Here is a 12,994-nt window from a genome sequence, read left to right on the forward strand (position 1 = left end):
TTTTGCTAAGACTTGACTGACCGCCGGGTTACCGGGTTGTCGGCCCAAGCAGGCGCATCTCAAGCCTTTTGATGGCCTGCGAGATGACGAGTGCGAGACCGAGAAAAATAAGGCCAGCCACCGTCAGCGGCTCGGCATAGCGATAGGTGTCAGACGCAATGTCGAAGGCGCGGCCCAGCATCTCTGGCACCGCCAGCACCGCCAGATACGGCGTCGCCTTGAGGATCGAGACGAAGTAGTTGCCCATGGGGGCTGCGATGTTGCGCAGCATCTGCGGGGCGATGACAAAGATGGTCTCATCCATTCTGCCGAGGCCAAGTGCCCTTGCTGCTTCCGCCTGACCATTGGGGATGGCATCGATGCCGGCCTTGAACACTTCTGCGAGATAGCCGCTGTAATAGAGGCTGAGCCCGATGATGCCGACGGCAAGCGCACCAAGGCGAATGCCGTAAAACGGCAAGATGAAATACAAGCAGTAGAGCCAGACCAGCACCGGCGTTGCCCTAATGAAGTCGATCACGAAGCCGACGAACAGGCCTCCGATGCCTCCCGAGCGGCGGATCAGTTCAAAGCCGAAACCGATTGCCGAAGCACCAACGCAGCTGAGGGCCGCCACCAGCAGCGTCATGCCGATGGCACTGAGGATGGTGGGCACCGTCGACAGCGCAAATGCAAAATCAAACGCCACGATGCGCCTCCCTGGCCGGATTGATGCGCCGTTCTGCCCAGCGCCCGAACAGCGCGACGGGATAGCAGACGATGAAGTAGGCCAGCAGTAGCGAGGTGTAGATCGGCACCGGGTCGTATTCGATCTGGGAGATCTCTTTGGCACGGAAGGTCATGTCGGTCAGCGTGACCAGAGAGACCAGCGATGTCGCCTTCACCAGTTGGATCAGTTGGTTGATGAAGGTCGGGCTCATCGCCACCAGTGCCTGAGGCAGTTCGATGCGCAACAAGATGGTGGAGCGCGTGAGCCCCAGTGCGTGGCCAGCTTCTTTCTGGCCACGGTCCAATGCTTGCAGGCCAGCCCTGACGGCCTGGCTGGCATAACCGCCAATGTTGAGCCCCAGCACCATGGCGGCGACTGTCATGGCTGACAGCGCCAGTCCGGCCAGGGGCAGGGCGTAGTAGAAGACAAACAGCAAGATGATGACGGCCGAGCTGCGCCAGAACTCGATGATCGAGGTCACGACAAACCGCGCAGGACCTGTCGTCAGATACTGGGCGACGCCGAAGAGAAGGCCGAAGGGAATAGCAAAGACAAGGCCATAGAGCGTCACCAAAGCGGTGACACGAAACCCCTGCAGGATGCCAAGCCAGATCTCGAGCATACTCACTTGTCCGCACCCACCGTGCCAGCACCACACAGCTTTTCTACGGTGATGGTATTGGGCACGACCTCCGTCGCGCCAAAGCCATATCGGGCCATGATCTTGGTCACCGTGCCGTCCTGCGTCAGGGCAGCCAATCGTTCATCCCACAGCGCTCGCAAATCCTGGTCTTCAGTGCGAAAGGCGACAGCCGCATAAGTCGCCTGTTTGTCTGTCGTCACAAATGGTGTCGCACTCTCCAGGCCCTTGGCCTTGCCGCCGGCGAGCAGGCCAATGACGGTCGGAGACGACAACACCGTCACATCAATGCGGCCGGAGCGCAGGGCCGAGATGTTGGCTTCAATGTCGGGGAACAGCAGCATGTTCTTCTCCGGCACACCGGCCGCAGCCGCATTCCTGACCGAGACACTGCCGCGTCCGGCGCCCATGATGATCTCTTTGCTGACAATGTCCGCAAAGCCATGAATCTGTTTTGGATTGCCAGCGAGTACGATGGCTGCGTCGTGGACCTTCAGATCCGGAGACCCGAAAGCAACCTGCCGACAGCGCTCCGGCGTGATGGAAAGACCAGAGGCAACGGCATCGAAGCGGCCCGCCAGCAGACCCGGGATCAAGGCTCCGAATTCGGTGACGCGGATATCGAGCTCCTTGACGCCGAGCTCGGAGAAGGCAGCCCTCAGCAGGTCCGGGTGCCATCCCTTTGCCTGTCCCGTGGCTTCATCGCGAAAACCCCAGGGTGAGCGGTTGTGGATGCCAATGACGATCTTGCCTTGGCGTAAGATCCGCTCCTTGGTGGTCTCGGCCAAGGCGGTGCCACCAGCCATGACGACGATCAGCGCCAGCAATGCGCTGCAGATGCGTACAAGACGTACTGGGCTTCCCAAGTTCATTTTTCTCTCCCTTTGATCTGATGATTTTTCCCGCGTGCCACTGCAATCTCGCCCTCCCGCGATCCTGCAGAGCGCTCAGCTTCGCGGTGGATCATTTCCGTTTAGGCGACTGATGTCGCCAGGCCGGTCGCGTTCGCTCAGGCGCTTGAGGTCGTCCAGAACCGACTGAATTTGCGGCCAGGGAAATGACGATATGTCACCCTGGCTCTCGCCGCCGCCGGCAATGATCGTCAGTTTGGCGATCACCCCGCCAAGCGACTGCGCTTGTGTGGCTGCAACGGCGTCGAGCAGCTCTTCTTCAGCCTCGATGGCCTCGATCTCGGCAGTACGGACGCGCGAGTAGCCGACCTCTTGGTCAAGTCCGTCCCAGCGTGCCTGCTGATGGTCTGTTAGGGCCAACTTCGACGCGCTCGTCCGATCCGTATCCGTTGCGCCGCCAGGACCAGAGGACCCAAGGGTGTTTCTTATCCGCGTCTCCAGACGCTGCTGCAGTCGACACAGCACCACGGCCATGTGGTGTGAGTGTTCCCACTCTTGCAGCAGGACCACGCATGGGTCGACAGGCGTAGGCAACCGCGAGCCAATGCTCTCGGCGAGTCTGGCAGCCGTGGCGCCACCTTTCCCATCGTCATCCACAGCACAGCTCTTCTTTCGTCTCCCTGGGATGACGAAAGGCAAAGCTGTGGTATTGTCGGAATCAGCCATGATCCGAGCTCCAACCAGCTAGGGTTTGGTCAGGCTGGCCAGGATGTTCGCGCATCACGGTCAGCCGATCTGAGTGGTCGGGCCAATCGGTTCACCGGCTCGACTTCAGAGACTTGATAGAAAAAATATCAATAAGCCTGTTTGGATGTCAATAGAAAATCTATCAAATTACCAGATCACTACTCGACAGGTGAAGGCGGCGCGAGCACTCCTCGGATGGTCTCAGGGAGATCTTGCCGATCATTCTGCCGTTTCGGAGCCGACTATTGCTCGCTTAGAAGCAGAGGATGGTGTTTTTGGTGGTCGTCCGGATACTAGCGCAAAGATTTTCCGTGCGCTGGTGAAAGCCGGCATCACATTCATTCCCGAGAACGGTGGTGGGGCAGGCGTACGGCTTGTTCGCCGTTCTATCGTTTGAGGAAGACGACATTCGGCAAACGGCTCAGTTGGGTAAGGCCGACCGCGAAATTTCCACGAGCGATTTCGCCGCAATGCGGACTGAATGCCGCTTTCCTTGACCGCATCAATTCTACGTCCGGCAGCACCCAGGTCTTGTCGAACCGCGGCTTTTTCAGGCCATAGATACGGAACAGGATCTCAAAGATTGAGCCAGTCTTCGTCGGTGTTCAATTGCTGTCTTTTCCCTTCGGTGCGGCGAGACCGAAATAGACATAGACCGAACCGTCCGCATTGACCTTGAGGCCCGGCGTGTTGGATGCGCGGCGGAAGTGGCTTGGAGAATCTACGCCAAGTGCATCATGCCGGTTGGGGGTAGGGGATCAGCCTGCCTCTCGCAAATGCGCTATGAAGACCTCTGCAGGCCTCCTGTATCCGAGGCACTTTCGTGGCAGCGAGTTCAGATGATGGGCGAGTTGGACAAGCTTTTGCTGTGAGACGTCCGTCAGGTCCGTGTCGCCGGGCAGGAAGCGGCGAATGCGCTTGTTGGTGTTTTCGACGGTCCCTTTCTGCCAGGGTGCACTAGGGTCACAGAGCCTGCTCTTAGTGCCGATATCGACGATTTCACCGACGCGAGTTTCCCAGCCGCTACTTTCCATTCCGCCATCGCTTGCAGACGGTGGATGTGGAAGGCGAGAGCAGAGCGTTTCGAGCGGGGCGGGACGAACAGATTGCGAAGAGCCGAGAAGATCGAGATGAAGCGTTGGAGGCTTCCTGGCGAATGGAGCCCAACCTGATCGACGGCCCGCCAAAGCCAGCAGCATTTCCTCGACCAAGCGCAAGCTCAGCGGAAAGCGACAGCAGAGCCACACCACATGGGCGATGGGTCCGAACAAGCGGCTACCGGGACAACACCGTTTCCAGCGGTTTCACCGGCGCGACGGCGGCCGGCTGGCAGTTCGGGGACGTGTACGTCAACGACGTCCAGCTGATCGGAGGTCCCTCAGTCTAACGACGTTGACGCCCCCGCCCAAGTGAATGTAGTGATGTACGTAACTCAGGAATGGAGCCACGATGCGCGCCACGGTCCATGACGTCGCCCGCGCAGCCGGCGTCAGCCTCTCAACGGTCGATCGCGTCATCAATGGCCGCGAAGGTGTGCGGGCATCGACGCTACAGCGCGTGGAGGCAGCCATCCAGCAGCTTGGCTTCGTTCGCAATCAGGCGGCGGCCAATCTGGCCAAGGGCCGTGTCTACCGCCTTGTCTTTATCATTCCCGAAGGGGCAAACAGCTTCATGCGCAGGCTCGAGGACGAAGCGCGCGAAGCCAGTCGCCAGATGGCACCGGACGGGATCGAGCTTGACGTGGTCACCGCGCCTGCCTTTGATGGGCAGGCGCTAGCCGACATTCTCAACCGACTGGACCTCAACGAGATAGGCGGCGTGGCGCTGGTCGCAACCGAAGCGCCGCCGGTGCGCCAGGCACTGGCGCGCCTGCATAGCGCGAATGTACCGGTCGTCACCCTCGTCTCTGACGCACCGTCCTTCCAGCGCTATCGCTACGTGGGCATTGACAATGTCGCGGCTGGACGCACTGCGGCGAGCCTGCTCGCGCGCTTCCTTCGGGGCGTGAAGGGCAAGATCGCACTGGTCGCCGGCTCCATGCTGGTGCGCGACCATGTGGAACGCCGCCTCGGCTTCGATCAGGTGATCCGCACCGAATATCCCAACCTGGAGGCGCTGCCGGTAGTCGAGGGTCGTGACGACCGAATTGCGACACGGCGCATCGTGGAGCAATGCCTAGATCGCGACCCTGACATTGTGGGCCTCTACAATATCGGCGCGGGCAATCTCGGTCTGATTGAGGCGCTTTCCGCACGCCCGCCCGAAAGGCGTCCGATGGTGGTCGCGCACGAATTGAGCGTCCATACGCGAGCAGCGCTGGAGAGCGGTCTATTTCAGGCCATCATCAATCAGGACGCCGGTCACGAGGTCCGCAGCGCCATCCGCACGCTCCGTTCGCTGACCGATCAGCGGACCCTCATCGAGGGGCAGGAGCACATTCGCATCGAGATATATCTGCGCGACAACCTACCTTGAGAGCCGGAATCTTGGCTGCCCCCTCTGGCGGGGGCCGCTCGTTCTGATATACGTACATCAGAAATTGTTGCACAGGGGTGGACAGGACATGGTCACCGGATTTTTTGGCGACACAAAACCGATCCGGTATGAGGGGCCTGGCTCGGACAGTCCGTTGGCCTACCGCTTCTACAATAAAGACGAGCTCGTGCTCGGCGAGCGTATGGAGGACCATCTGCGCTTCGCCGTGGCCTACTGGCATTCTTTCGCCTGGGAAGGCAGCGACCCGTTCGGAGGTCAAACGTTTGACCGCCCGTGGCTTGGTCCAACCATGCAGCATGCCAAACTGAAGGCCGACGTAGCCTTCGAAATGTTCTCGTTGCTCGGCACGCCCTATTATTGTTTCCATGACGCTGATGTGCGCCCTGAGGGTAGCAGCTTCACCGAAAGCAAGGACCGGCTCGACGAGATCGTCGACATTTTTGCGCAGAAACAAAAGCAGACCGGCGTGAAGCTGCTCTGGGGCACCGCCAACATGTTCTCCAACCGGCGCTGGATGGGGGGCGCCGCCACCAACCCTGATCCCGATATCTTCGCCTATGCGGCGGCCACGGTTAAGGCTTGCATGGATGCCACTAAGAAGCTCGGCGGCGAGAACTATGTTCTTTGGGGCGGCCGCGAAGGCTACGAGACGCTGCTCAACACCGACTTGAAGCAGGAGCGTTTGCAGGCCGGCCGCTTCCTCTCGATGGTCGTCGACTACAAGAAGAAGATCGGTTTCAACGGAAGCATACTGATCGAGCCAAAGCCGCAGGAACCAACCAAGCACCAATACGACTATGACGTCGCGACAGTCTATGGCTTCCTTAAGGAATTCGGGCTGGAAAACGAGGTCAAGGTCAATATCGAGCAGGGACACGCAATCCTTGCCGGCCACTCGTTTGAGCACGAACTGGCATTGGCCGGGTCGCTTGGCATCCTTGGCTCGATCGACATGAACCGCAACGACTACCAGTCGGGCTGGGATACCGATCAGTTCCCGAACAACGTACCGGAAATGGCGCTGGCCTATTATTATATCCTCCAGGCCGGTGGACTGAAGTCAGGCGGCACCAATTTCGATGCAAAAATTCGCCGCCAGTCGCTCGACCCGCAAGATCTGTTGATTGCTCATATCGGCGGCATGGACGCCTGCGCTCGTGGCCTCAAGGCTGCGGCGCGAATGATCGAGGACAAGGCGCTGTCAGGCCCTCTGGCCGAGCGCTACGCTGGCTGGAGAACCGCCGAGGCGGAGGCCATGCTGTCGGGCAAGCGCACGCTTGAGGAGGTGGCCGAGCGCGTGGTCAAGGAGAAGATTGAACCGCAGCCAAAATCCGGACGGCAAGAACTGCTCGAAAACATCGTCAACCGTTACGTGTAAGGTGCGATAGGCGATTTCGATCACAGATCACTCGCGCATACGGCGAGCTGGCGGAATGGAAGGTGAACGTGGGCTGCGGTTGGCTAGATTTAGGATGACATCAAATTCACCCGCAAGGTGATCTTGAGATCTTGTCCAATCAGGAGCGACATTTCGGCGCGAACGCGCCACGGGAGGAAGTGCATGAAGACGATCAAGGGCCCCGCGATATTCCTGGCGCAATTTGCTGGCGACGCAGCACCGTTCAATTCGTTCGACTCGATCTGCAGATGGGCCTCGGACCTTGGTTACAAGGGTGTCCAGATTCCAACTTGGGACGCGCGGCTTTTCGACCTGAAGAAGGCTTCAGACTCCAAGGACTATTGCGACGAGTTCAAAGGTGTAGCCGCCTCGCATGGTCTGGAAGTGACCGAGCTCTCCACCCACTTGCAGGGTCAGCTGGTTGCTGTTCACCCAGCCTATGACACTGCGTTTGATGGTTTTGCGGCCCCGGAAGTGCGTGGCAATCCCAAGGCCCGCCAGGAATGGGCTGTTGACCAGGTCAAGCGTGCGTTGCGTGCCTCCAAGCATCTGGGCATCAAGGCCCACGCCACCTTCTCCGGCGCGCTCGCCTGGCCCTATGTTTATCCTTGGCCGCAGCGTCCGGCCGGTTTGGTTGAGGCCGCGTTTGACGAGTTGGCCAAGCGATGGACCCCGTTGCTCGACTATGCCGACGAGAACGGCGTTGATGTCTGCTACGAGATCCACCCAGGCGAAGACCTGCACGATGGCGTCTCCTACGAGATGTTCCTCGAGCGTGTGAAAAACCACGCTCGCGCCAACTTGCTCTACGACCCCTCGCACTTCGTGCTGCAGCAGCTCGACTATCTCGAATATATCGACATCTATCGCGACCGTATTCGGATGTTCCACGTCAAGGACGCTGAGTTCAATCCGACCGGCCGGCAGGGCGTCTATGGCGGCTTTCAAAGCTGGGTCAACCGCGCCGGACGGTTTCGTTCTCTGGGCGACGGCCAGGTAGATTTCGGATCGATCTTCTCCAAGCTGACCGCCAATGATTTTGACGGCTGGGCGGTGCTGGAATGGGAATGTGCGCTGAAGCACCCGGAAGACGGAGCGCGCGAAGGCGCCGAGTTCATCAAAGCGCATATCATCCGCGTCACCGAGCACGCCTTTGACGATTTCGCCAATGCCGGCACCGACGACGCCGCAAATCGCAAGATGCTCGGCCTGAGCTGACGGGGGAGGGCAGTATGGCCATTGAGGCAAGCACGAAGGAAGCCGGCGGGGGCCGCATTCGCCTGGGCATGGTTGGGGGCGGTCAGGGGGCCTTCATCGGCGCGGTCCACCGCATGGCTGCGCGGATCGACGACCATTATGAACTGGTCGCTGGAGCGCTGTCGTCCAGCCCAGAAAAAGCCAGGGCCTCCGCAGCCGAACTCGGCCTTCCCGCCGACCGATCCTACGGTTCGTTTGATGAAATGGCCAAAGCGGAGGCTGCCCGTCCAGATGGCATCGAGGCCGTCTCCATCGTGACGCCGAATCATATGCATGCGCCTGCTGCAAGAGCCTTCCTCGAGGCCGGTATCCATGTGATCTGCGACAAGCCAATCACCACGACGGTCGCGGAAGCCGAAGAACTCGCCGCGCTTGTGAACAAGTCGGGCAAGCTGTTTGTACTGACCCACAATTACACCGGCTACCCTATGATCCGACAAGCGCGCGAAATGGTCGCCAATGGCGACATCGGCGAAACCCGCGTCGTGCAGGCCGAATATCCGCAAGACTGGCTGACCGAGCCGGCGGAACGCTCCGGCTCCAAGCAGGCCGAATGGCGCACTGACCCAAAGCGCTCGGGCGCGGGTGGCGCCATCGGCGACATCGGCACCCACGCCTATAATTTGGCGGCCTTCGTTACCGGGCTGAAGACTGAGCAGGTACTGGCGCAACTGACCTCCTTCGTCGAAGGTCGCCCTCTCGATGACGATGTCCAGATCCTGCTTCGCTATTACGGCGGTGCGCGCGGCATGCTGTGGGCAAGCCAGGTGGCTGTCGGCAACGAGAACGGACTGAAGCTGCGCGTCTACGGCACAAAGGGCGGCCTGGAATGGACACAGGCCGACCCGAACTATCTCTGGTTCACTGCCTTCGGCAAGCCGAAGCAGATGTTCACCCGCGCCGGGTCCGGAGCTGGCCCCGCTGCAACCCGCGTCACGCGCGTTCCGAGCGGCCACCCCGAAGGCTATCTCGAAGGGTTCGCCACCATCTACACTGAAGCAGCCCGCGCCATCCGAGCAGCGCGCGAAGGCAAGAAGGCCGACGCAGACGTGATCTACCCAACCGTACAGGATGGCGTTGACGGCATGAAGTTCATCGAAGCCTCTGTCGCTTCATCGAAGGCTGGCAACGTGTGGACCAAGATTGGATGAACATATCCGCCGTACCTCAGCCGCAGGACCACAAGAGCTTCATGGCAGGACACGGTCTGGCCAAAGCTTTCGGCGGCGTTGAGGTACTGAAGGACATCTCGCTCGATATCCGCTCCGGTGAAGTTCATGCCATCATCGGCGAGAACGGCGCAGGCAAATCCACCTTGATGAAGATCCTTGCCGGCCATCTTGCGCCGACGCGCGGATCGACCACGATTGACGGCGAGCCCGTCGTCTTCAGCGGACCGGTCGACGCCGAACACCGCGGCATCGTGCTGGTGCATCAGGAAATCCTGCTCGCTCCCGACCTGACGGTTGCGCAGAACATCTATCTTGGTCGCGAGATAAAAAGGGGCCTGACCGTTGACGACAAGGCCATGAATGCTGGCGCGGCGAGGGCCGTGCGCGACCTTGGCGCCAACATTGATCCGAACGCCGTCGTCGGTCGCCTTTCGATCGCCCAGCGTCAATTGGTGCAGATTGCTCGCGCGCTTCTGGTGCCGCACCGTCTGGTCATTTTCGACGAGCCAACCGCTTCGCTGACGCCGATTGAAACCGACGCGTTGCTCAAGGTGATCTCCGATATCCGCAAATCAGGCGCGGCAATACTCTATATTTCCCACCGCCTTCCGGAAGTGAAGGCGGTGGCCGACCGTGTCACCGTGCTGCGCGACGGAAAGCTGGTCACGACCCGTGAGGCGGCCGGCCTTGAACCGCTCGACATGGCACAGTTGATGGTTGGCCGCGACGTGTCCAAGCTCTATCCCGATCACCTTGCTCCTAAGACCGAGGATTATGTCCTCGAAGTCGACAACATGGATGTGCCCGGTTATGCGCGCAACGCTTCGTTCAAGCTGAAGCGCGGCGAAATCCTCGGCTTCGCCGGTCTTGTCGGTGCCGGGCGCACCGAATTGATGGAGGGTATTGTCGGTCTACGGCCCGCTATGGGCATGATCCGCCTGAACGGAAAGTCGGTTTCCTTCGCCAACGCCAGGCAGAGCATGAAGGCGGGCATCGTCTATCTTTCCGAAGATCGCAAGGGCAAGGGCCTGCTGCTGAGGGAAACGCTCGGCGTGAACCTGACGCTTGCCGGCCTGAAGAATTTTGTTCGCGGCCTGATAATTGACCGCAAGGCCGAACGCGCCGCACTCGATCAGGCGATCGCCGAATTCGACATTCGTACCCGCAACAAGGACCTGCTGGCCGGCCAGCTTTCCGGCGGCAACCAACAGAAGCTGTTCATCGCTAAGATGATGATATTGAAGCCCGACATCGTCATCATCGACGAGCCGACGCGAGGCATCGACATCGGCACGAAGGAGCAGATTTACAAGTTCATCGCCGATCTCGCAGAGCAGGGCAAGTCGGTGATCGTCGTCTCTTCCGAAATGCCCGAACTGATCGGCGTCTCGGATCGCATCGTGGTGATGCGCGAGGGCGTGATCGCCGGTGAGGTGAGCGGCAAATATATGAACGAGCGAGAAATCGTCGTGCTTGCGACGGGCGTGAAAACTTCTGAGGCGGCTTGAGATATGACCGACACGACCACCACCGCCAACCCGCAAAAGCGAAGCTTCTGGCAAGATATCGACCTGCGTGCGGTGGCGCCCTTCGTCGCGCTCGGGCTGCTACTGGTGCTGGGCTCGTTTGCTCATGACAATTTCCTGACGGCCAACAATCTGCTGAACGTCATGACCCGCTCGGCGTATATCGCGATCATCGCAATTGGCGCGACCTTCGTCATCACCGCCGGTGGGCTTGATCTCTCTGTCGGCGCGATGACCGCCTTTGTCGCCTCTCTCGCCATCATGTTCATGAATGCAGGCGGTGTCACCGATCCGTTGATGATGGTTCTGGCGGCTATGGCGCTGATGCTGGCAATCGGCATGGCCTGTGGGCTGACCAACGGACTGGTCATAACCTTAGGCAAGATCGAACCCTTCATCGCCACGCTCGGCATGATGGGAATTTATCGCGGCCTCACCACCTGGCTTTCGCAAGGCGGCGCGATCACGCTGCGCGATCCTGACGTGCAGGCGGTCTATCGTCCCGTTTACTTCGGCAATCTTTTCGGCATTCCTTACCCTGTGCTCGCAATCTTCATCACGGCAGCGATCGCAGCATTCATCCTTTATCGCACCTCATTTGGCCGCCATGTGATCGCCGTCGGCTCCAATGAAGACGTCGCGCGCTATTCGGGCATCTCGGTCGCGCGCGTGCGCACCATGACCTATGTGATCCAGGGGCTATGCGTGGCGGGAGCTTGCCTGATCTATATTCCGCGCCTTTCCTCCACCACGGCCACGACAGGTACGATGTGGGAACTGAACGCAATCACGGCCGTCGTGGTGGGTGGCACCGCTTTGCGCGGCGGTGTCGGGCGCGTCTGGGGAACGGTGGCTGGCGCCTTCATTCTGGAAATCATCGGGAACATTATGCTCCTAACGACCTATGTCAGTGAGTACCTGCTCGGCGCGATCCAGGGAGCAATCGTCATTATCGCCATGTTGGTGCAGCGTTCGCTGACGCGAAAATCGTGAAGGAAAATCGGGATTGCGGGTCGCCCGGTCGGTTCAAGCCAGACCTGTAACTTTGGGAGAGAGATGAATGCGTAAAATTCTACTGGGACTGGCGGCCGTTGCGCTCGCCGCGACCATGGGCACAGCCTTGGCGCAGGATAAGAAGACCATTGGCGTCTCGATACCGGCCGCCGACCATGGCTGGACCGCCGGCGTGGTGTTTCATGCCGAACGAGTCGCCAAGAAGCTTATGGAGGAATATCCAAACCTGAACGTCATAGTGAAGACTTCGCCCGATCCGTCGTCGCAAGCCAACGCCGTGCAGGACCTCGAAACGCAGGGTATCGACGCGCTCGTTATCCTGCCAACGGATCCCGATCCACTGGTTAGCGCGATCAAGGAAGTCAAGGCAAAAGGCAAGTTCGTCGCCCTCGTCGACCGGGCGCCCTCCGCCAATGACGACTCCGTCCGCGACCTCTACGTCGCCGGCAACAACCCGGCGCTCGGCGAAGTCGCAGGCAAGTACATTGCCGCCACCACACCGAATGCTGAAGTCGTTATCGTGCGCGGCCTGCCGATCCCGATCGACCAGCAGCGCCAGGATGGTTTCGACAAAGGCATCGCCGGCTCGGGCGTCAAAATTCTTGACCGCCAGTTCGGCAACTGGAACCGCGACGACGCCTTCAAGGTCATGCAGGACTACTTGACCAAGTATCCGAAGATCGACGTGGTCTGGGCGCAGGACGACGATATGGTCGTCGGCATTCTCGAAGCTATCGAACAGGCCAAGCGCACAGACATCCAGTATGTCGTCGGTGGCGCCGGCTCGAAGGACATGGTCAAGAAGGTCATGGACGGTGACAAGATGGTCCCGGTCGACGTTCTCTATCCGCCGGCAATGGTTGGCACCGCGATGGAACTGACGGCAGCACAGCTCTTCGACCAGGTTCCGGTTCACGGCACGTACATCCTGGACGCCACGCTCGTGACCAAGGACAACGCCGCCAACTACTACTTCCCAGATTCGCCATTCTGACCAAAGGCGTCGGGATATTACTTGTGCGACGGGGAGGCTTAGCCTCCCCGTTTGCTTTTACCCATTGAGCTTGGTCTAGGGCTGGGGTTTCACCCATTGAATTGAGTTCCTCCCAGGCGGGTGGCATGGACACGGTGGCCCCGCGCGCCAGTCGGCCGTGCATTAGGTCACAACGTCACGTCACTCGAT

General features: G+C 59.9%; 12 protein-coding genes and 2 pseudogenes. 8 read left to right on the forward strand and 6 right to left on the reverse strand.

What is annotated here, in order from left to right:
- Nucleotides 1–28: 28 nt before the first annotated feature.
- The 4 genes from AC1DLV_RS21185 to AC1DLV_RS21200 all read right to left on the reverse strand — a co-directional run bounded on the left by AC1DLV_RS21185 (nt 29) and on the right by AC1DLV_RS21200 (nt 2,926).
- Nucleotides 29–688: an amino acid ABC transporter permease gene (locus tag AC1DLV_RS21185; protein WP_476801949.1), complete on the reverse strand. Its 660-nt coding sequence runs from the start codon at nt 686–688 to the stop codon at nt 29–31.
- Nucleotides 678–1,337 carry an amino acid ABC transporter permease gene (locus tag AC1DLV_RS21190; protein WP_476801948.1) on the reverse strand — a complete coding sequence of 220 codons (660 nt, stop codon included), beginning with the start codon at nt 1,335–1,337 and terminating at the stop codon, nt 678–680. The genes AC1DLV_RS21185 and AC1DLV_RS21190 overlap by 11 nt, the downstream gene beginning before the upstream one ends.
- Nucleotides 1,334–2,221, reverse strand: coding sequence for an ectoine/hydroxyectoine ABC transporter substrate-binding protein EhuB (ehuB, locus tag AC1DLV_RS21195; RefSeq protein WP_476801947.1), 888 nt, complete (start codon nt 2,219–2,221; stop codon nt 1,334–1,336). Before ehuB ends, AC1DLV_RS21190 begins: the two co-directional genes overlap by 4 nt.
- A gap of 75 nt (nt 2,222–2,296) precedes the next feature.
- Nucleotides 2,297–2,926 carry a hypothetical protein gene (locus AC1DLV_RS21200; RefSeq protein ID WP_476801946.1) on the reverse strand — a complete coding sequence of 210 codons (630 nt, stop codon included), beginning with the start codon at nt 2,924–2,926 and terminating at the stop codon, nt 2,297–2,299.
- Between the two features lie 73 nt (nt 2,927–2,999).
- Here AC1DLV_RS21200 and AC1DLV_RS21205 point away from each other — a divergent pair, with 73 nt between their 5' ends.
- Complete coding sequence (locus AC1DLV_RS21205; protein WP_476801945.1) at nt 3,000–3,344, forward strand: helix-turn-helix transcriptional regulator; 345 nt, start codon at nt 3,000–3,002, stop codon at nt 3,342–3,344.
- 361 nt (nt 3,345–3,705) lie between these two features.
- On the opposite strand, the pseudogene AC1DLV_RS21210 reads toward AC1DLV_RS21205, so the two are convergent.
- Together AC1DLV_RS21210 and AC1DLV_RS21215 are read right to left on the reverse strand one after the other, a co-directional pair.
- Nucleotides 3,706–3,936: pseudogene (locus AC1DLV_RS21210) on the reverse strand (transposase); the annotation flags it as partial.
- A gap of 17 nt (nt 3,937–3,953) precedes the next feature.
- Nucleotides 3,954–4,103, reverse strand: a pseudogene (locus AC1DLV_RS21215) (IS6 family transposase); the annotation flags it as partial.
- A 293-nt stretch (nt 4,104–4,396) separates the two neighbouring features.
- Here AC1DLV_RS21215 and AC1DLV_RS21220 point away from each other — a divergent pair.
- The 7 genes from AC1DLV_RS21220 to AC1DLV_RS21250 all read left to right on the forward strand — a co-directional run bounded on the left by AC1DLV_RS21220 (nt 4,397) and on the right by AC1DLV_RS21250 (nt 12,805).
- Entirely contained in the window at nt 4,397–5,422 is a 1,026-nt protein-coding gene (locus AC1DLV_RS21220; protein WP_476801944.1) for a LacI family DNA-binding transcriptional regulator, read from the forward strand.
- Between the two features lie 88 nt (nt 5,423–5,510).
- Nucleotides 5,511–6,821, forward strand: coding sequence for a xylose isomerase (gene xylA / locus AC1DLV_RS21225; protein ID WP_476801943.1), 1,311 nt, complete (start codon nt 5,511–5,513; stop codon nt 6,819–6,821).
- A gap of 183 nt (nt 6,822–7,004) precedes the next feature.
- The gene (locus tag AC1DLV_RS21230; RefSeq protein ID WP_476801942.1) at nt 7,005–8,060 is read left to right on the forward strand and encodes a sugar phosphate isomerase/epimerase family protein; all 1,056 of its coding nucleotides are present in this window, start codon (nt 7,005–7,007) and stop codon (nt 8,058–8,060) included.
- Nucleotides 8,061–8,074: 14 nt separating this feature from the next.
- Nucleotides 8,075–9,250 (forward strand): Gfo/Idh/MocA family protein, encoded by a 1,176-nt coding sequence (locus AC1DLV_RS21235; protein ID WP_476801941.1) that lies wholly within the window; start codon nt 8,075–8,077, stop codon nt 9,248–9,250.
- Complete coding sequence (locus tag AC1DLV_RS21240) at nt 9,247–10,779, forward strand: sugar ABC transporter ATP-binding protein (protein WP_476801940.1); 1,533 nt, start codon at nt 9,247–9,249, stop codon at nt 10,777–10,779. Before AC1DLV_RS21235 ends, AC1DLV_RS21240 begins: the two co-directional genes overlap by 4 nt.
- 3 nt (nt 10,780–10,782) lie before the next feature.
- Nucleotides 10,783–11,790, forward strand: a complete 1,008-nt coding sequence (locus AC1DLV_RS21245; protein WP_476801939.1) for an ABC transporter permease — start codon at nt 10,783–10,785, stop codon at nt 11,788–11,790.
- 67 nt (nt 11,791–11,857) lie between these two features.
- Nucleotides 11,858–12,805 (forward strand): substrate-binding domain-containing protein, encoded by a 948-nt coding sequence (locus AC1DLV_RS21250; RefSeq protein WP_476801938.1) that lies wholly within the window; start codon nt 11,858–11,860, stop codon nt 12,803–12,805.
- Nucleotides 12,806–12,994 lie beyond the last annotated feature (189 nt).

The organism is Aminobacter sp. 01T433 (assembly GCF_056398585.1).